This window comes from Microbacterium sp. CCNWLW41 (assembly GCF_037083505.1).
Map to the genome: position 1 here is coordinate 495,280 of NZ_JBAOJP010000004.1, position 18,953 is coordinate 514,232.

Annotated in this window: 18 protein-coding genes and 1 tRNA gene; 3 read left to right on the forward strand and 16 right to left on the reverse strand. The window is 70.3% G+C overall.

Going from position 1 to position 18,953, the window contains the following annotated elements; all coding sequences use genetic code 11:
- Positions 1 to 20: 20 nt before the first annotated feature.
- Entirely contained in the window at positions 21 to 449 is a 429-nt protein-coding gene (locus V6R91_RS17565; RefSeq protein WP_219084703.1) for a hotdog fold thioesterase, read from the forward strand.
- Between the two features lie 13 nt (positions 450 to 462).
- Here V6R91_RS17565 and V6R91_RS17570 read toward each other — a convergent pair whose 3' ends face one another.
- The 3 genes from V6R91_RS17570 to V6R91_RS17580 all read right to left on the reverse strand — a co-directional run bounded on the left by V6R91_RS17570 (position 463) and on the right by V6R91_RS17580 (position 1,972).
- Positions 463 to 732: a hypothetical protein gene (locus tag V6R91_RS17570; protein WP_336396258.1), complete on the reverse strand. Its 270-nt coding sequence runs from the start codon at positions 730 to 732 to the stop codon at positions 463 to 465.
- 71 nt (positions 733 to 803) lie between these two features.
- Positions 804 to 1,343: a GNAT family N-acetyltransferase gene (locus tag V6R91_RS17575; RefSeq protein WP_271060846.1), complete on the reverse strand. Its 540-nt coding sequence runs from the start codon at positions 1,341 to 1,343 to the stop codon at positions 804 to 806.
- A 2-nt stretch (positions 1,344 to 1,345) separates the two neighbouring features.
- Positions 1,346 to 1,972 (reverse strand): ANTAR domain-containing response regulator, encoded by a 627-nt coding sequence (locus V6R91_RS17580; RefSeq protein WP_067243365.1) that lies wholly within the window; start codon positions 1,970 to 1,972, stop codon positions 1,346 to 1,348.
- 93 nt (positions 1,973 to 2,065) lie between these two features.
- On the opposite strand from V6R91_RS17580, the gene V6R91_RS17585 reads away from it, so the two are divergent.
- Both V6R91_RS17585 and V6R91_RS17590 read left to right on the forward strand, forming a co-directional pair.
- Complete coding sequence (locus V6R91_RS17585; RefSeq protein WP_336396259.1) at positions 2,066 to 2,596, forward strand: GNAT family N-acetyltransferase; 531 nt, start codon at positions 2,066 to 2,068, stop codon at positions 2,594 to 2,596.
- A 560-nt stretch (positions 2,597 to 3,156) separates the two neighbouring features.
- Positions 3,157 to 4,287 carry a radical SAM protein gene (locus V6R91_RS17590; RefSeq protein ID WP_336396260.1) on the forward strand — a complete coding sequence of 377 codons (1,131 nt, stop codon included), beginning with the start codon at positions 3,157 to 3,159 and terminating at the stop codon, positions 4,285 to 4,287.
- Positions 4,288 to 4,394: 107 nt separating this feature from the next.
- On the opposite strand, the gene V6R91_RS17595 is transcribed toward V6R91_RS17590, so the two are convergent.
- The 13 genes from V6R91_RS17595 to hisG form a co-directional block, all read right to left on the reverse strand.
- Positions 4,395 to 4,477 (reverse strand) — tRNA-Leu (locus tag V6R91_RS17595).
- 86 nt (positions 4,478 to 4,563) lie between these two features.
- A complete protein-coding gene (gene pyk, locus V6R91_RS17600; RefSeq protein ID WP_336396261.1) occupies positions 4,564 to 6,012 on the reverse strand; it encodes a pyruvate kinase in 1,449 nt (482 codons plus the stop codon).
- A 59-nt stretch (positions 6,013 to 6,071) separates the two neighbouring features.
- On the reverse strand, positions 6,072 to 7,538 hold the full coding sequence (locus tag V6R91_RS17605; protein WP_336396262.1) for a glutamate synthase subunit beta: 1,467 nt from the start codon (positions 7,536 to 7,538) through the stop codon (positions 6,072 to 6,074).
- Positions 7,531 to 12,051: a glutamate synthase large subunit gene (gene gltB, locus V6R91_RS17610; protein ID WP_336396373.1), complete on the reverse strand. Its 4,521-nt coding sequence runs from the start codon at positions 12,049 to 12,051 to the stop codon at positions 7,531 to 7,533. The genes V6R91_RS17605 and gltB overlap by 8 nt, the downstream gene beginning before the upstream one ends.
- Positions 12,052 to 12,187: 136 nt before the next feature.
- Entirely contained in the window at positions 12,188 to 13,186 is a 999-nt protein-coding gene (lgt, locus tag V6R91_RS17615) for a prolipoprotein diacylglyceryl transferase (protein WP_271060841.1), read from the reverse strand.
- Positions 13,187 to 13,204: 18 nt separating this feature from the next.
- Positions 13,205 to 13,993, reverse strand: coding sequence for a tryptophan synthase subunit alpha (gene trpA, locus V6R91_RS17620; protein ID WP_067243360.1), 789 nt, complete (start codon positions 13,991 to 13,993; stop codon positions 13,205 to 13,207).
- Positions 13,990 to 15,204, reverse strand: a complete 1,215-nt coding sequence (gene trpB, locus V6R91_RS17625; protein ID WP_336396263.1) for a tryptophan synthase subunit beta — start codon at positions 15,202 to 15,204, stop codon at positions 13,990 to 13,992. Before trpB ends, trpA begins: the two co-directional genes overlap by 4 nt.
- Positions 15,205 to 15,235: 31 nt before the next feature.
- Positions 15,236 to 16,042 carry an indole-3-glycerol phosphate synthase TrpC gene (gene trpC / locus V6R91_RS17630; RefSeq protein ID WP_067243414.1) on the reverse strand — a complete coding sequence of 269 codons (807 nt, stop codon included), beginning with the start codon at positions 16,040 to 16,042 and terminating at the stop codon, positions 15,236 to 15,238.
- 2 nt (positions 16,043 to 16,044) lie between these two features.
- On the reverse strand, positions 16,045 to 16,275 hold the full coding sequence (locus V6R91_RS17635) for a DUF6704 family protein (RefSeq protein WP_067243358.1): 231 nt from the start codon (positions 16,273 to 16,275) through the stop codon (positions 16,045 to 16,047).
- A gap of 95 nt (positions 16,276 to 16,370) precedes the next feature.
- Positions 16,371 to 16,958, reverse strand: coding sequence for a Trp biosynthesis-associated membrane protein (locus V6R91_RS17640; protein WP_336396264.1), 588 nt, complete (start codon positions 16,956 to 16,958; stop codon positions 16,371 to 16,373).
- Positions 16,955 to 17,326: a phosphoribosyl-AMP cyclohydrolase gene (gene hisI, locus V6R91_RS17645; protein WP_271060838.1), complete on the reverse strand. Its 372-nt coding sequence runs from the start codon at positions 17,324 to 17,326 to the stop codon at positions 16,955 to 16,957. Before hisI ends, V6R91_RS17640 begins: the two co-directional genes overlap by 4 nt.
- Positions 17,323 to 18,084, reverse strand: a complete 762-nt coding sequence (gene hisF, locus V6R91_RS17650; RefSeq protein WP_336396265.1) for an imidazole glycerol phosphate synthase subunit HisF — start codon at positions 18,082 to 18,084, stop codon at positions 17,323 to 17,325. Before hisF ends, hisI begins: the two co-directional genes overlap by 4 nt.
- On the reverse strand, positions 18,084 to 18,926 hold the full coding sequence (gene hisG, locus V6R91_RS17655; RefSeq protein WP_067243354.1) for an ATP phosphoribosyltransferase: 843 nt from the start codon (positions 18,924 to 18,926) through the stop codon (positions 18,084 to 18,086). Before hisG ends, hisF begins: the two co-directional genes overlap by 1 nt.
- Positions 18,927 to 18,953 lie beyond the last annotated feature (27 nt).

Below are 18,953 nucleotides of genomic sequence, written 5' to 3' on the forward strand. Positions count from 1 at the left end.
ACACCCGCCGAGGAGGAAGAATGACCGACGCCGCCACCAGCGAGGGACTCGAGTGGGCGACGGCCCGGGGGATGGGGGCCCTCGCCGAGAAGATGGGGATGCGGTTCACGGAGTTCTCGCTCGAGCGCTGCGTGGCCACGATGCCGGTCGAGGGCAACACGCAGCCGGTGGGGCTCATGCACGGGGGCGCGTACGTCGTCCTCGGCGAATCGCTCGGCTCGATGGCCGCCAACCTCCACGCGGGCCCGGGGCGTCTCGCGGTCGGCGTCGACATCAACGCCACGCACACCCGCTCGGCCACCAGCGGCGTCGTGACCGGGGTCTGTACGCCCGTGCACCTCGGGCGCAGCATCACGGTCCACGAGATCGTCGTCACCGACGATCAGGGCCGCCGCTGCTCGACCATCCGCATCACGAACATGATCAAGGACGTGCCGGGAGAGGCGTGATCTCTGAACGTGGCTAGGCGTTCCCGGACGGCGTTCTGAGGATCGCGATCACCTCGCTCAACTGGGCGGTCATTCCGTCCAGGCGGGTGTCGATCCCGTCCAGGCGCGTGTCGATCCCGTCCAGGCGCGTGTCGATCCCGTCCAGACGTGTGTCGATCCCGTCAAAACGAGCGTCGTGAGCCTCCAGCCGTTGGTCCACTGCAGCCAGGAGCTCGTACAGGTCGTCGATGTCGTTCGAGTGACGCTCGATCAGAAGGTCCTTGTTCGAGGGGGCGGCGGGCATGTCCCGACGATACACCGAGCGGCGGGCGGCCTCCCGGGTGCGAGAGCGCTCTGTGGACAACTCACACACCGTCAGCGCGAGTCCTCCAGCAAGCGCTGGAACAGCAGGTGGTCCTGCCACTGCCCTGCGATCCGCAGGTAGCGCGGAGCCAGGCCGATCCGCCGGAATCCGTTGACCTCCAGGACACGCTGGGAGCCGACGTTGTGCACCAGCGTCGCGGCCTGGATCCGGTGCAGCCCCAGGTGTTCCTGCGCATGCGCGCGGACGTGGGAGACAGCGCGGCGCATGATGCCGCGTCCTGCGAGCGACGAGTCGATCCAGTAGCCGAGATCGGCGCTGTGGAACGCGCCGCGGACGATGTTGTTGAGGTTGACCCGCCCGAGGACGCGTCCCCCGTCGTCGAGGAGGACGAACCTCGCGCTGCGACCCTCGGCCGCCTCGCGCAACGTGAGCCCGACCTGCGCCTCTTGGTGCTCGGCGGTGAAGAACGCCGGAGCCCGAACCGGATCCCAGGGCTCCAAGTGCGCACGGTTTCGCGAATAGGCCTTCGCGAGCTCGACGCCGTCGCCGGGACGGATCAGCCGGAGCCGGAGTCCGTCGCCGAGATCCATCCCTACTTCTTGGGGGCGAGCTGCTCGATGATCGCCTTGGCGACGTCCTGCATGGTGAGGCGGCGGTCCATGGACGCCTTCTGGATCCAACGGAAGGCCTCGGGCTCGCTCAGGCCCATCTTCTCGTTGAGGAGACCCTTGGCGCGGTCGACCAGCTTGCGGGTCTCGAAGCGCTCGACCATGTCGGCGACCTCGGCCTCGAGGGTGATGATCTGCTCGTGGCGGGCCAGGGCGATCTCGATCGCGGGGAGGAGATCGTTCGGGGTGAACGGCTTCACGACGTAGGCCAGGGCGCCGGCCTCGCTCGCCCGCTCCACGAGCTCCTTCTGGCTGAAGGCGGTGAGCAGCACGACCGGGGCGATGTTGCCCTTGTGCAGCTTCTCCGCCGCGCTGATCCCGTCCAGCTGGGGCATCTTGACGTCCATGATGACGAGATCGGGGCGCAGCTCCGTGGCGAGCTGGACAGCCGTCTCGCCGTCTCCCGCCTCGCCGACGACGTCGAAGCCGTTGTCACGAAGGATCTCGACGATATCGAGGCGGATCAGCGATTCGTCCTCCGCGACGACGACACGGCGGGGCGCGGTGGACGTCGGGGTCTCGGGCTGCTCAGGCTGTGCTTGCTCGGTCACGGATCCATTCTAGGGGACGCCTCTCCCTCCCGGCGGTCGCGGGCCCCGCGTCGGCCGGATCGCGGCCTCGCCGATACGGCTATGGTTTCGATCATGACCGGCTCCCCCGTCTCCTCGCCCTCGCCGACGCCCCGTCCCGCCGCGCCGCTGACGGTGCGCCGGTTCCGGCGCTCGGACTGGGGGTGGGCGCAGCGGTGGTTCGAGGACGAGACGCTCGACCGCGAACTCGGTCCCCTCGACGAGGAATGGCTGGACCATGTGCTGACCGAGACCGACGGGGTCGAGCTCGTCGTCGAGGAGCCCGGTGCCGGTTCCGGCACGGGTGCGCCCGTGGCGCTGATCGGGATCGTGTGGGGCGGCGCCGACCACGGGGCCCCCGATCTCCCCCACGCCATCACGGACCTCGCCGTGGACCCCACGCGGCGCGGCAGCTCCCTGGGACGCCGCGCACTGGACGCCGCGCTCGCGTGGCCGGGACATCCCTCGAACGACACGTGGGTCGCCTACGTGGACCAGGAGAATCCCGGCGCCTTCGCGTTCTTCACCGCCGTCGGGTGGTCCCATCGGGGCCTCGACCGGGATCCGTCCGACGAGGACGCGATGCACCGGTTCACCCGTCCCTGACGACGCGATCCTCACCGAGCGCGGATGACCGGTGCTGATGCGCCCCGGCCGGGAGGCGGCGCCGAACGCCATCGCGGAGATCGCGACGCCTGTAGGATCGGGGCCGTGGAGATGATCGAGGTCGACAGAGCCTAGCCGCCGAACGTTCGGTGGCTTCGTCGCGCGGGTGTCACCCGCGCGCCTGATCGACCCTTCTCTGCTGCGCACAGGCCCGCTCCGCGAGGCCCGGATACGTGCGTGTTGCGATCGCCACCGGCATGTTCGGCCTGCCCGACGTCGGTTCCGTGCCGGTCGGCGCACGGCGGGCCCGATCCCGCCGCGTGCGTCACCGGCCCGCAGATCCTCCCGCTGTTGTCGCGCGCCGGAGCGCGCTCCGCCTCACGGTTCCGTCGTCGGTTGCCCTGCCAGTCCCTCTGGCGTCCGCTCTCGCCGACGAAAGGCACCGCCATGCACGACCGCACCTCTCTTCCCTCCCCACGACACGGACGCGCGCCGGGAACGACGCCGCCTCCCGGGCTGTCCCGGCCCCGCGTGATCCTGCTCCGAAGGGACGGTGGAGCATGGGGCTGCCGCTGACCACGCGGAGCCGCTGGATGCGGATCCGCGACCACCTCGCACGGTCCGGCGAGCCGTCGTTCCGGTTCGCGCAGGTCGTCACCGCGTGGAAGGGATCCACCGCGGAGACCTTCGCCGATGTCCACGCCCTCCCTCTCCGCCTGCGTCAGGAGCTGACGGACACGTTCGGCGCCTTGCTGCACCCCCTCCGGGTCCTGGATCGCCAGCGCGACGAACAGGTGGAGAAGGTGCTGTTCGCATCGGAGAGCGGCGCACGCATCGAGACCGTGGTCTCGCACTATCGAGACGGCTGGGACTCGATGTGCATCTCATCACAGGCCGGCTGCGGCCTGGGATGCACGTTCTGCGCCACCGGTGCTGTCGGGCTGATCCGCAACCTCAGCGCCGACGAGATGGTCGCTCAGGTGATGCATCCCTGGTGGACCCGGGCTGAGCTGCCGAGACCGGCCAGCGTGGCCTTCATGGGCATGGGCGAGGCGCTCGCGAACCCGCACCTCTTCGATGCGCTGACGCTGCTGACGGACCGCGCGTACGCCGGCATGTCGGCGCGGAGGATCACGGTGTCCACGGTGGGGTTCGCACCGAACCTGGAGCGTCTGGTCACCGAGCATCCGCAGCTGACGATCACGCTGTCGGTGCACTCGGCGTTCCCGGAACAGAGAGAGGGGATCATCCCCCTCGAGCGGCGATTCCCGCTCGCGCAGAACCTCGACATCCTCGATAGGCACGTCGCCCTGAGCCGTCGCAAGGTCTATCTCGCGTACCTGCTGATCGCCGGTGTCAACGACAGCGAGGACCATGCCCGTGCCCTGGTCGAGCTGGTGTCCGCCCGTGCGCGGCCGGAGCTGTTCCATGTGAGCGTCATCCGCTACAACGAGGCGGCCGGTGCCGCTCCCGAGTACCGTGCGCCGTCGTCTCGCGATGTCGACGCGTTCGTCGACACGCTGACCGCCCACGGCGTCCACGCGACCAGACGACGCCAGCTCGGTTCCCGAATCGACGCGGCCTGCGGTCAGTTGCACGCGAGATATCTCGCCCCCGGCGGCCGGGGTGCGGGTGGGGGCGCCGCGTCCTCACCGGTCATCCCGCTCGCCGTCGGTCGCGGGAACGGGTGAACACCGCCTATCGCACCGTCCGCCACCGGCGGCACGCTCCCCGTCCGTGAGGGGCGGCGTGACGATGGGCCGCGATCCCTGCCGGGTTCGCGGCCCATCGCCGTCGGTGCCGGCGGTGGGACTCGAACCCACACGCCCTTTCGGACAAAGCATTTTGAGTGCTCCGCGTCTGCCATTCCGCCACGCCGGCCCGCAGACGAGCCTATCGCAGCGATGCCGGCCGCTTCGCAGGACGACGGAGGGGGCGGAGCCGAAGCCCCGCCCCCTCCGGACGAATCACGCCTGCGCTTTGTAGACCGGCGCCGCGCCGCCCACCGCGTCGCCCACCTTATGGACGCGGATGTCGTTGGTCGAGCCGATGATCCCGGGAGGAGATCCGGAGATCACGACGACCTTGTCCCCCTCCGCGGCGAGTCCCTGGCCGAGAAGGTACTCGTCCACCTGGTGGAACATCATGTCCGTGTGCTCGACGACGTCGACCAGAACCGAGCGGATCCCCCAGGTGATCGCGAGGCGACGGCGAATGCTCGGCTCCGGCGTGAAGGCGAGCATCGGGATCCGGGAGCGGAGGCGGGACATGCGCCGCGCCGAATCTCCGGACTGGGTGAACACGCAGATGTACTTCGCGCCGACGAACTCGGCGACCTCCTCGCCGGCGAGCGTGATGATCCCGCCCTGGGTGTGCGGCTTGTTGGTGAGCGGGAGGATCCGCTCCAGGCCGTGCTCCTCGGTGGACTCGATGATGCGCGCCATCGTCTCGACGACGACGACGGGGTACTCCCCCACGCTGGTCTCGCCGGACAGCATCACGGCGTCCGCGCCGTCCAGGACCGCGTTGGCGACGTCCGACGTCTCCGCACGCGTGGGCACCGGACTCGAGATCATCGACTCCAGCATCTGAGTCGCGACGATGACCGGCTTCGCGTTCTGGCGGGCGAGCTCCACGGCGCGCTTCTGCACGATCGGCACCGCCTCGAGCGGAAGCTCGACACCCAGGTCGCCGCGGGCGACCATGATGCCGTCGAAGGCCGCCACGATCTCCTCGAGGTTGTCCACCGCCTGGGGCTTCTCGATCTTCGCGAAGACGGGGACGCGGAAGCCCTCCTCCGCCATGATCTCGTGCACGCGCTCGACATCCTGCGCGTTGCGCACGAAAGACAGGGCGATCAGGTCGGCGCCGGAGCGCAGGCCCCAGCGCAGATCCGACTCGTCCTTCTCGCTGAGCGCCGGCACGTTCACCGCGACACCCGGAAGGTTGATGCCCTTGTTGTTCGAGACGGCGCCGGCGACGACCACGCGCGTGGTGACGACGGTGCCGTCGGTCTCGACGACCTCGACGCGCACCTTTCCGTCGTCGATGAGGAGGAAGTCCCCGGGCTTGACGTCCTGCGGCAGCCCCTTGAACGTCGTGCCGGAGATCTCCCGGTTGCCGATGATGTCCTCGGTCGTGATCTTGAAGGTGTCCCCGACCTCGAGCTCGTACGGGCCGCCCTCGAACTTGCCGAGCCGGATCTTCGGGCCCTGCAGATCCACGAGGATCGCGACGGCTCGCCCCGCGTCCTCTGCGGCGCGACGCACGTTCGCGTAGTTGTTGTCGTGGACGGAGTAGTCGCCGTGGCTGAGGTTCAGTCGTGCGACGTCCACCCCCGCATCGATGAGGGCCCGCACGGTCTCATACGTCGAGGTCGCGGGTCCGAGTGTGGCGACGATCTTGGCACGTCTCAAAGCTGTGTCTCCGAGTGTTCGAGGGGGATGGATGTTGCGGCCACGCTGCCGGCCCCAGCCTACGCGGGCTGGAGGCCGATAGCGAGATCGGTCGGTCGGACCGGGGCCGGCAGCACCGTCTCCCCCATCAGATAGCGATCCACGCCTGCCGCGGCGGCCCGTCCCTCGGCGATCGCCCACACGATGAGCGACTGGCCGCGGCCGGCGTCGCCGGCCACGAACAGGCCGCTCTCCGTCGATGCGTACTCGTCGTCGCGCGCGAGCACGCCGCGCTCTGTGAACCGCGGCCGCGTGTCGCCGACGAACCGGTCCTGCTCCGGACCGGTGAAGCCCATCGCGATGAGGACGAGGTCCGCAGGGATCTCCCGCTCGGTCCCGCTCTTTGGGACCCGGCGACCGTCGACGAACTCCGTCTCCGCCACGCGCAGGGCCCGGACCTCACCGGCGTCGTTGGCGAGGAACTCCACGGTCGAGGCGAGATAGACGCGCTCCCCGCCCTCCTCGTGGGCGGACTGGACCTCGAACACGGTCGGCATCATGGGCCACGGCTGGTGCTCGGGCCGCGCCGTGCCCGGCTGACGGCCGATCGCCAGGTTCGTGACACTGAGCGCCCCCTGCCGGTGAGCCGTGCCGATGCAGTCCGCTCCGGTGTCGCCGCCGCCGATGACGACGACGTGCTTGCCCTCCGCGGTGATCTGGTTCTGCACCGGGTCACCCGCGACAGCCTTGTTCGACTCCACCAGGTACTCCATGGCGAAGTGGATCCCGTCGAGGTCCCGTCCCGGGATCGGCAGGTCGCGCGGGACCGTGGACCCGGTGCAGACCACGACCGCGTCGTAGCGGGCGCGCAGGTCGTCCCAGGAGATGTCGACGCCGATCTCGACGCCCGCGCGGAAACGCGTGCCCTCCTCCTGCATCTGCCGGAGACGCGTGTCCAGGATGCTCTTCTCCATCTTGAAGTCGGGGATCCCGTAGCGAAGCAGGCCGCCGATGCGGTCGTCGCGTTCGAAGACCGCCACCGTGTGGCCCGCGCGGGTCAACTGCTGTGCGGCGGCGAGTCCTGCCGGGCCCGATCCCACGACCGCGACCGTCTTCCCGGTCAGGCGCGCCGGAAGCTCCGGTTCGATCCAGCCCTTGGCGAAGGCCTCGTCGGCGATCGAGACCTCGACCTGCTTGATCGTGACGGCGGGCTGGTTGATGCCGAGCACGCAGGCGCTCTCGCACGGTGCCGGGCACAGCCGCCCGGTGAACTCCGGGAAGTTGTTCGTGGCGTGGAGGCGCTCGCTCGCCGCGCGGCCTTCGCCGCGCCAGGTCAGGTCGTTCCACTCCGGGATGAGGTTCCCCAGCGGGCAGCCCGAGTGGCAGAACGGGACGCCGCAGTCCATGCACCGGCCGGCCTGGCGTCGCAACACCGCGGAATCGCCGGGCTGGTACACCTCCTTCCAGTCCATGATGCGGACGGGGACGGGACGACGAGCGGGAAGCTCACGCTCCGTCACCTTCAGAAAGCCCTTGGGGTCAGCCACCGGTCACCTCCAGGATGCGGTTCCACACGATGTCGCCGTCGGGGTCGAGCCCCGCGGCCTCGGCCTCCTCACGCGTGCGGCGCACGGCCGCGAAGTCGCGCGGGAGGACCTTCACGAACTCGGACGCCTCGCGGTCGAAGTCCGACAGGATCTCCTCGCCCAACGGCGAGGAGGTGCGCTCGACGTGTTCGACGAGCAGGCTCCGCAGGACCTCCAGATCGGCGCGATCCAGCGGCTCGAGCGTCAGCTCTCCCGTTTCGAGGGACTGCGCGTTGACGCTGTCGGCGCGCAGGCCCCGCACGTAGGCGACGCCCCCCGACATGCCCGCGCCGAGGTTGCGGCCGGTGCGCCCGAGGATGACGGCGACGCCCCCGGTCATGTACTCGAGCGCGTGGTCGCCCACGCCCTCGACGACCGCGGTGGCTCCCGAGTTGCGCACGAGGAACCGCTCGCCGACGACGCCCGAGATGTACATCGTCCCGCCGGTCGCACCGTATCCGATGACGTTGCCGGCGATGACGTTGCGGTGCGGGGCGAAGGTCGCCTCACGGGGTGGTCTGATCGTGATGTCGCCGCCCGACAGCCCCTTGCCCACGTAGTCGTTGGCGTCGCCCTCGAGCCGCAGGATGATGCCGTGCGGCAGGAAGGCCCCGAGGGACTGTCCTGCGGTCCCGTGCAGGGTGATGTCGATCGTCTCCCTGGGCAGGCCCGCCGCGCCATGGCGAGTGGTCACGGCATGGCCGAGCATGGTGCCGACCGCGCGCTCGGTGTTGCGGATCGGCAGCTCCAGCACGACCGGGGACTTGTCCTCCAGCGCCTCGGCGGCGATCTCGAGCAGCGCGGCGTCGAAGTGCTTCTCGAGCTCGTGGTCTTGCGCGCGTGCGCTGCGGCGCGGCTCGCCCGCGGGGAACTCCGGACCCTCCAGGATCGGGGCGAGGTCCAGTCCCTCCGTCTTCCAGTGCCGGACCGCTGCATCCGTGCGCAGCAGGTCCGTGCGTCCGATGATCTCGTCGAGCGAGCGGAACCCGAGCTGGGCGAGAAGCTCGCGGACCTCCTCGGCGATGAACTCCATGAAGTTCACCACGAACTCCGGCTTGCCCGTGAAACGCTCCCGCAGCACGGGATTCTGCGTGGCCACGCCCACCGGGCAGGTGTCCAGGTGGCACACCCGCATCATGATGCACCCGCTGACGACGAGCGGCGCCGTGGCGAAGCCGAACTCCTCCGCGCCCAGCAGGGCGCCGATGACGACGTCCCGGCCGGTCTTGAGCTGGCCGTCGACCTGGACGACGACACGGTCGCGCATGCCGTTGAGCATGAGCGTCTGCTGCGTCTCGGCGAGACCCAGCTCCCAGGGGGTGCCGGCGTGCTTCAGCGAGTTCAGCGGGCTCGCGCCCGTGCCGCCGTCATGACCGGACACGAGGACGACGTCGCTGAGCGCCTTGGCGACGCCGGCGGCCACCGCCCCGATGCCCGACTGACTCACGAGCTTGGTGTGGATCCGGGCCGTCGGGTTCGCGCGCTTGAGATCGAAGATCAGCTGCTTCAGATCTTCGATCGAGTAGATGTCGTGGTGCGGAGGCGGGGAGATGAGTCCCACGCCCGGTGTCGCGTGCCGGGTCCGCGCCACCCAGGGGTACACCTTCTGGGGCGGCAGCTGGCCGCCCTCCCCGGGCTTGGCCCCCTGCGCGAGCTTGATCTGGATGTCGTCCGCCTCGGTGAGGTACTGGCTCGTGACGCCGAACCGGCCGGACGCGACCTGCTTGATGGCACTGCGCCGCTCCGGATCCACCAGGCGCTCGGGGTCCTCCCCGCCCTCGCCCGTGTTCGACTTGGCTCCCAGACGGTTCATCGCGACCGCGAGCGTCTCGTGCGCCTCCTGCGAGATCGAGCCGTAGCTCATGGCGCCGGTCGAGAAGCGCTTCACGATCGACGAGACGGGCTCGACCTCGTCGATCGGCACGGCCGGTCGCTCGCCCGTGCGCAGCTCGAACAGCCCCCGCAGGGTCTTGAGCTCCCGCGACTGGTCGTCCACCAGCTTCGTGTACTCGCGGAACACGTCATACCGGCGGGTGCGGGTGGAGTGCTGCAGCCGGAAGACGGTCTCGGGGTTGAACAGGTGCGGCGACCCGTCCCGGCGCCACTGGTACTCGCCGCCGGTCCACAGGCGCTCATGCGCCCGCGCGGCGGCGTCCTCCGGGTAGGCGAAGTCGTGGCGCGCCTGGTTCTCGGCGAAGACGTCCTCGATCCCGATCCCGCCGAGCTTCGTCTCGGTGCCGGTGAAGTACGCGTCGACGAACTCCTGGCTCAGCCCGACGGCCTCGAACACCTGCGCGCCCGCGTACGAGGACACGGTGGAGATTCCCATCTTGGACATGATCTTCAGCACGCCCTTGCCGAGCGCATAGATGAGGTTGCGGACCGCCTTCTCCGGGGTCAGGCCCGTGATGAAGCCCGTGCGCACGAGGTGCTCGACCGTCTCCATCGCCAGGTACGGGTTCACCGCGGACGCGCCGTAGCCGATGAGGGTGGCCACGTGATGCACCTCGCGGACGTCGCCCGCCTCGACGATCAGGCCGACCTTCATCCGGTTCTCGTTGCGGATGAGGTGGTGGTGCACGGCCGCGACCATCAGCAGCGACGGGATCGGCACGAGGTCCTTGTTGGAGTCGCGGTCCGAGAGGATGAGGAACTCCGCTCCCCGCGCGATCGCCTCGTCCGCCTCGGCGCACATCTGCGCCAGGCGCTCCTGCATCGTGTGCGCCCCGGCGTCGAAGTGATAGAGCCCCTTGATGGTCGCGCTGGACCGGTCGGGAAGCGCCTTGTCGATGTGACGGATCTTCGCGAGCTCGTCGTTGTCGATGACCGGGAAGTCCAGGGTCACGGTGCGCGCGTGCTCGGGGCTCCAGCTCAGCAGGTTCCGCTCCGGGCCGAGACCGAGGCGCAGGCTCGTCACGACCTCTTCACGGATCGCGTCGAGCGGCGGGTTCGTGACCTGTGCGAACTGCTGGACGAAGTAGTCGAACAGCAGCCGTGGCCGCTTGCTGAGGACGGCGATGGGCGTGTCGCTGCCCATCGCGCCGAGCGGCTCGGCACCGGTCTGCCCCATCGGGGTCAGCAGGATCCGCACCTCCTCCTCGGTGTAGCCGAAGGTGCGCTGGCGCCGGGTGATGGACGCCGGCGGATGCACGATGTGCTCCCGCTCGGGGAGGTCGGCGAGCCGGACCGACCCGGCATCCAGCCACTCCTGCCACGGGTGCATGCGGGCGAGGTCGCGCTTGACCTCCTCGTCCTCGACGATGCGCCCCTGGGCGGTGTCGACGAGGAACATGGTTCCCGGCTGCAGCCGGCCCCGGCGCTTGATGCGCTCCGGCGCGAACTCCAGGACGCCCGTCTCGCTGCCGATGACGATGAGGCCGTCGGTCGTCTCCGTCCAGCGGCCCGGTCTCAGGCCGTTGCGGTCGAGGGTCGCGCCGACGAGCGTGCCGTCGGTGAAGATGAGGGCGGCGGGACCGTCCCACGGCTCCATCTGGTTCGAGTGGTACTCGTAGAACGCGCGCAGCTGCGGGTCGATGTCGGCCTGCTTCTCCCAGGCGGCCGGCACCATCATCATCACGGCGTGCGGAAGGCTCCGTCCGGTGAGCGTGAGCAGCTCGAGGACCTCGTCGAACGAGGCCGAGTCGCTGGCGCCGTCGGTGCAGATCGGCAGCAGCGGGCGCATGTCCCCGAGGAGCTCGGACTCGAGCTGCGACTGACGGGCGCGCATCCAGTTGCGGTTGCCGCCGACGGTGTTGATCTCCCCGTTGTGGGCGAGCATGCGCAGCGGCTGCGCCAGCGGCCACGACGGGAAGGTGTTCGTCGAATAGCGGGAGTGCACGACCGCGAGCTCGGACGCGAACCGCTCGTCCTGCAGGTCCGGGTAGAAGGGTTCCAGCTGGAGGGTCGTGACCATGCCCTTGTAGCCGATCGTGCGGCTCGACAGGGAGACGAAGTAGGCGTCCAGCTCATGGCCGGCGCGCTTGCGCAGACGGTAGGCGAGACGGTCCAGGGCGATCCCGGAGGGGGCCTCGCCGGCGTCTCCCGCGGGAGCGGAGACGAAGAGCTGCTCGAAGGCGGGGCGGGCCTCGTCGGCGAGCTTGCCGAGGTGCTCGTTCGCGGTCGGGACACCGCGCCAGCCGAGGACGGTCAGCCCCTCCTCCCGGGCGATCCGCTCGATCCCCGCCTTCTGCTGACGTCGCGCCCCGGAGTCCCGGGGCAGAAAAGCGAGGCCGGCCGCGTACTCCCCCGCATCGGGGAGAGCGAACGGCACGACCTCGCGAAGGAAGGCATCCGGCATCTGCGTGAGGATGCCCGCGCCGTCCCCGGTCCCCGCGTCGGAGCCGATGGCCCCGCGGTGCTCCAGGTTGCGCAGGGCCTCCAGAGCCAGCGCGATGATGTCGTGACCCGGCGTGCCGCGGAGCGTGGCGACCATGGCCAGGCCGCACGCGTCCTTCTCGAACGCGGGGTTGAACATCCCCTGCTTCGGGGGGTATGCGCCGGAGGCGCCGTAGGGAGGCTGGAAGTACACCAGTTACCGTCCTCAGATCTCGAGATGACCCGGGGACGTCATTGGCCGGGCAGAGGGGGATGGAGTCCTCACGGACGTGCGGCTAACGGGTGCCTTCCGCGTCCGTGGGAGCGGTGCTTGTGGCTGAGGCTCCTGCGGTGACCTCGTCGGACGGAGGAGCGCTCACGTCGACGAAGTCCAAGCTGTCCGCCGATTCTACATCAGCGTCCTTGCGTCCTCGGCCGGGCATGTAGGGCGAGGGCTCGATGCCCGGGTGACGGCGGGACTGGACGACGAGGATCACGATGCCGACGACGACGCCGATGATCGCAGCCCAGACGTTGGTGCGCAGTCCGAGGTAGATCTCGCTCGGGTCGATCCGGATCGACTCCCAGACGATGCGTCCGGCGCCGTACCAGATGAGGTAGATCGCGAACAGCCTGCCCCACTGGAAGAAGAGCTTGCGGCCGAGCCACAGCAGGACGATCACGCCGAGGCCGTTCCAGATGACCTCGTACAGGAACGTCGGGTGGAACAGCGTGCCCTCGGCCAGGCCCGCCGGGAACGCCGGGTTCGTGGACTCGATCTCCAGCCCCCAGGGGAGGTCGGTCGGCAGGCCGAACAGCTCATGGTTGAACCAGTTACCGAAACGGCCGATCGCCTGGGCGAGGAGAAGCCCGGGCGCGAGGGCGTCCGCGAACGTCCAGAACCGGATCCCGCTCCACTTGCACCCGAGCCAGGCCCCGATCGCGCCGCCGATGAGGGCGCCGTAGATCGCAATGCCGCCCTCCCAGATGTAGAAGACGGCCCAGATGTTCTTGCCCGGCCCGAAGTAGAAGCCGGGGTGGGTCAGCACGTGGAAGATGCGCGCCGCGATGATCGCGAGCGGGACGGCGAGGATGGCGATGTCGATGACGACCCAGGGCTCCGCACCGCGCTTCGTGAGGCGGTGGTTCGTGATCAGCACGGCCAGGATGATGCCGGTGATGATGCAGAGGGCGTAGAAGTGGATGCGCAGCGGGCCCAGGTCGATGAAGCTGACCGGCGGGCTCGGGATGCTGGCGACCACGCCCGAGAGGGCGTTCTGGAGCGCGAAGGACATGCGAACGAGTCTACGGGGTCACTCGGCGCGACGCGTTCCGGCCGCCAGGGCGCGCGCGGTCTCCGCCAGCCCCTCGACCCCGCCGTCGCGGAGCGCCCGGACGAGCGCGGTGCCCACGATCGCGCCGTCGGCGTACTCCAGGACGCCCGCCACCTGCTCCGCGTTCGAGATCCCGATGCCCACGCACGCGCGGTGCGCGCCGTGCGCCCGCAGACGCTCGACGAGCGTCCGCGCCGCGCGGTCGAGCTCGGCGCGCTCCCCCGTGATCCCCATGGTCGAGACCGTGTAGACGAACCCGGTGGACGCGCCGACAACGAGGTCGAGTCTCTCGTCGCTGGACGTCGGTGCCGCCAGGAAGATCCGGTCGAGGCCGGTCCGCGTACTCGCGTCGATCCACTCCTGCGCGGCCTCGGGGGTGATGTCCGGAGTGATCAGCCCGGCACCGCCCGCGTCACGCAGGTCGTCCGCATAGCGGTCGACCCCGTACTGCACGACGGGGTTCCAATAGGTCATGACCACGACCGGCACGTCGACGGAGGCAGTGATCGCCCGCACGGCCGTGAAGAGGTCCCGCATGCGGAATCCCGCGGCCAGCGCGGCCTGCGTGGCCTCCTGGATGATGGCGCCGTCCATCACCGGGTCGCTGTAGGGCGGGCCGAGCTCGATGACGTCGGCCCCGTTCTCGGCGAGCGTGATCGCCGCACGGATGCTCGTGTCCAGGTCGGGGTAACCCACCGGGAGGTATCCGATGAACGCACCCCGTCCCTCGGCATGGGCGCGCTGGATCGCTTCTTCCACGCGACTCATGCCGTGCCGCCCTCCTCGTCGTCGTACAGATCGAAGTAGCGGGCGGCCGTGTCCATGTCCTTGTCGCCGCGGCCGGAGAGGCACACCGCGATGACGGCGTCCGGCCCGAGCTCGCGGCCGAGACGGATCGCGCCGGCCAAGGCGTGGGCGGACTCGATCGCGGGGATGATGCCCTCCGTGCGGCTCAGCAGGCGGAGAGCCTGCATGGCCTCGTCATCGGTCGCCGGGATGTACTCGGCACGCCCGATCGCGGCGAGCCAGGCGTGCTCCGGTCCGACGCCCGGGTAGTCGAGGCCGGCGGAGATCGAGTGGGACTCGATGGTCTGGCCGTCCTCGTCCTGGAGGACGAAGGTCCGTGCGCCGTGGAGGACGCCGGGGCGTCCGCGCTCGATGGACGCCGCGTGCTTGTCGGTGTCGACGCCGTCGCCGGCTGCCTCGACCCCGTAGAGCCGGACGCTCTCGTCGTCGAGGAAGGCGTCGAACATGCCGATCGCGTTGGATCCGCCGCCGACGCAGGCGACCACCGCATCCGGAAGGCGCCCCGCCTCCTCGACGAGCTGTGCTCGGGCCTCTTCGCCGATGATCTTCTGGAAGTCGCGGACCATGGCCGGGAACGGGTGGGGACCTGCGGCGGTGCCGAAGATGTAGTTCGTCGTCTCGACGCTGGCCACCCAGTCCCGGTAGGCGTCGTTGATGGCGTCCTTGAGGGTCCGCGAGCCGGTCGTGACCGGCACCACCTCGGCGCCCAGCAGCCGCATCCGCGCGACGTTCAACGCCTGTCGCTCGGTGTCCACCTCGCCCATGTAGATCGTGCAGTCCAGGCCGAACAGCGCGGCCGCCGTGGCCGTCGCCACGCCGTGCTGGCCGGCTCCGGTCTCCGCGATCACGCGCGTCTTGCCGAGGCGCTTGGTCAGGAGCGCCTGGCCGAGCACGTTGTTGATCTTGTGGGACCCCGTGTGGTTGAGATCCTCGCGCTTGAGGAACACCCGGGCGCCACCGGCGTGCTCCGCGAAGCGCGGCACCTCCGTGATCGGCGACGGGCGTCCGGCGTACGAGTGCAGCAGCGCCGTGAGCTCCGCCTGGAAGGCGGGGTCGGCGACGGCCTGTTCGTATGCCTCGGTGAGCTCGTCGATCGCGGCGATAAGCGATTCGGGCATGTATCGCCCGCCGAAGTCGCCGAAAAGGGGTCCGGGCTGGTCGCGCAGGCTCACGCCGTCGCCTCCGTCCGTGTCGCGCGGCGCCTCATGCGTCGCTCGGTCCGTGGTGCGCCCGCCCCTCGCCGGCGGCGAGGAAGGACGCCAGGGTGGCCACCGGGTCCCCGGTGACGAGGGCCTCGCCGATGAGCACGACGTCGGCGCCGGCCTGCCGGTAGTGCCGGACGTCGTCGGGCGTCAGGACCGCGGACTCGGCGATCTTGACCGCGGAGTCCGGGATGCGGTCCACGAGCCGGCCGAACAGGTCTCGGTCCAGCTCGAGCGTGGTGAGGTCGCGAGCGTTGACGCCGATGAGATCGGCGCCGAGGTCGATGGCGATCTCGAGCTCCTCGGCGGAGTGCGTCTCCACGAGCGGCGTCATGCCGAGCTCGCGGATCAGGGCGTAGAGCTCCGCGAGGACGCGGCGGTCGAGCCCGGCGACGATGAGCAGCGCGAGATCGGCGCCCGCCGCCCGCGCCTCGAGCACCTGGTACGGCGTGGCGATGAAGTCCTTGCGGAGAACGGGCAGCGACACCGCCGCCGTGACCGCCTCCAGGTCGGCGAGGCTGCCGCCGAATCGACGCTCCTCGGTGAGGACGCTGATGGCCGAGGCGCCCCCGCGCTCATAGAGCGCGGCCTGCGCCGCCGGGTCCGGGATCTCGGCGAGCCGGCCCCGCGAGGGGCTCGCGCGCTTGACCTCGGCGATGATCTTGACGCGATCGGCCGGAGCGAGGGCCGCGCGCACGTCCGCGGCCGCAGGACGCGCGAGGGCATCGCGCTCCACGACCGCGAGCGGACGCTCCCGCTCGCGTCGGACCGCGTCCTCGACTGCGCCGGCCGTGAGGTCGGCGAGCACCATCAGTGCGCCTTCGGCGAGTACTTCGGGCCCTTCACGCCGTAACCGGCCTTGGCGAGGATCCAGCCCACGATCAGGCCGACGACGATGAGTCCGGCCGAGGCCCAGACGACGGCGGGGATGTCCAGGAAGAACGCGACGGTGCCGATCGTGAAGCCGAGCAGCATGATGACCACGGCGGTCCAGGCGGCAGGCGAGTGTCCGTGGCCGGGATCGGCGATGGGGTTGGTCATGTTCTCCTCCGAACGTGCTCTGGGATCCGGTCCAGTCTATCGGGATCGGCGGGCGGAGCCGTTCGCCCTGCCGGACGCGGGGATCGACCCCGCGGTCAACGGGTCGGGTCGCTCCCGTGGCTGAGCTCGTCCCAGGACTCGACCGCGTCGACGGGACCGTCCGCGGGCCGCGGACTCGTCTCGAAGCGCCGCCCCCCGGTGCGCCAACGCCGCGACGTCAGGAGCACGAGCACGGCCGCGACCGCCAGCAGCGCCCAGGCGAGGCCGGCGAGCCACGGCCAGACCGTCGGGGCGATCCCCTCGACCACGGGACCGAGAGCGGCGTCGCCGGCGAGTCCCGTGACCTCGGTCAGCGCCGGCGCGACCGCCGACAACGGGCGCCGGATCACGATGGTCAGCGTCAGCACCTCGAGGACGATGGCGACGAGCAGACCGATCGCTGCGAACACGTAGCGCAGCACCGGGCCGACGAGGGCGATGGCCGCGCCGAGAGCGAGAACGGTGAGGCTCAGCGGCGCCAGCACCGGCACCGCCGTGGCGCCGGCCACGGGGACCTCCGCCCCGCCGTCCGCGCGAGCGACCGAGAGCCACGTCTGGGTCGACGAGATGATGCCGATGCCGCCGGCGAGGACGATCAGCAGGATGCTGACGGTCTTGCCGGATCGCGACGTCGCGGCGCTCATCCGGCCTCGCCTCCGATACGGGGATGCAGGTCCGTCGAATCGAAGCACGTGCGGGTGCCGGTGTGGCAGGCGACGCCCACCTGATCCACCGCGAGCAGGACCGTGTCGCCGTCGCAGTCGAGTCGCGCGCCCCGGACGTGCTGCACGTGCCCGGACGTGTCGCCCTTGCGCCAGTACTCCCGGCGCGAGCGCGACCAATAGGTGGCACGGCCGGTGGTCAGCGTGCGACGCAGCGCCTCCTCGTCCATCCACGCGAGCATGAGGACCTCGAGGCTGTCCCACTGCTGGACGACCACGGGGACCAGGCCGTCCTCGTTCCAGCGGACCGCCGCGGCGGATTCCGTCTCGACGTTCTCCTCGTCGGTCATCGCACCGTCACCCCCGCCTCGCGCAGCGCCTGCTTCACGTCGCCGACGGTGAGAGCCCCGGAGTGGAACACGCTCGCCGCGAGAACCGCGTCCGCCCCTGCGGCGATCGCCGGGGGGAAGTCCGTCACGACACCGGCGCCGCCGGAGGCGATCACCGGGACGCTGGAGATCTCCCGCATCAGAGCGACGAGCTCCAGATCGAATCCGTCCTTGGTGCCGTCCGCGTCGATCGAGTTGACGAGCAGCTCCCCCGCGCCGCGCTCGATCGCCTCGCGGGCCCACGCCGCCGCGTCGAGGTCGGTCTCGGTCCGTCCGCCGTGGGTGGTGACGACGAAGCCCGAAGGCGTGCGATCGCTGCGCTTGACGTCGAGGGAGAGCACGAGCACCTGCGCGCCGAACCGGTCGGCGATCTCGCCGACGAGCTCCGGGCGCGCGATCGCCGCCGAGTTCACGCCGATCTTGTCGGCGCCGACGGACAGCAGGCGCGCGACGTCCTCCGTCGTGCGCACTCCCCCGCCCACCGTCAGCGGGACGAACACCTGCTCGGCGGTGCGGCGCACCACGTCGTGGGTCGTCGCCCGGCCGTCTACCGTCGCGGTGACGTCGAGGAAGGTGATCTCGTCGGCGCCCTGCGCGGCGTAGTGGCGCGCGAGCTCGACGGGATCGCCCATGTCTCGGAGGTTCTCGAAGTTCACGCCCTTGACCACGCGGCCGTCCGCGACGTCGAGGCAGGGGATCACCCGGGCGGCGAGGCTCATCAGAGCCTCGCCGCGTGGATGGCGGTCACGAGGATCGCGCGGGCGCCGAGCGCGTACAGCTCGTCCATGACCTGGTTCATCCCGGCGCGCGGGATCATGACCCGGACGGCCACCCAGGCGGGATCGCGCAGCGGCGACACCGTGGGCGACTCTCGACCCGAGGCGATCTCGGTCGCCTGGTCGACGAGGTCGGCGGGCAGGTCATAGTCCAGCAGCACGTAGCGACGCGCGACCATCACGCCGCGCAGCCGTCGCAGCAGGGTGTCGGTGCCCTCGACCTCGCCAGGCCGGCTGATGAGCACGGCCTCGGACTCGATGATCACCGGCCCGAAGATCTCGAGTCCGGCCTGGCGGAGCGTGGTGCCGGTCTCCACGACGTCGGCGATCACATCGGCGACGCCGAGGCGGACCGCGGACTCGACGGCGCCGTCGAGCGGGACGAGCTCCGCCTCGACCCCGTGGCCGCGGAGGAAGTCGTCGACGAGACCGGGGTACGCCGAGGCCACGCGCACGCCCGCGAGCTGCTCGATCGAGCGGTAGACCCCGGGGGGCCCGGCGAACCGGAACGTGGAACGGGCGAAACCGAGCTGTTCGATCTCGCGCGCGTCCTCCTGCCGGACGTCGCGGAGCAGATCGCGTCCGGTGATACCCACGTCCAGGGCGCCGGAGGCGACGTACGTGGCGATGTCCCGGGGGCGGAGGAAGAAGAACTCGACACCGTTGTCGGCGTCGACGACGTGCAGGGTCTTGGAGTCCCGCCGACCGGCGTAGCCGGCCTCGGCGAGCATCTCGGCGGCGGTCTCGGACAGCGATCCCTTGTTGGGGACGGCGATGCGGAGCATTCTGGGGTCTTTCCTTCGGAGCGGATC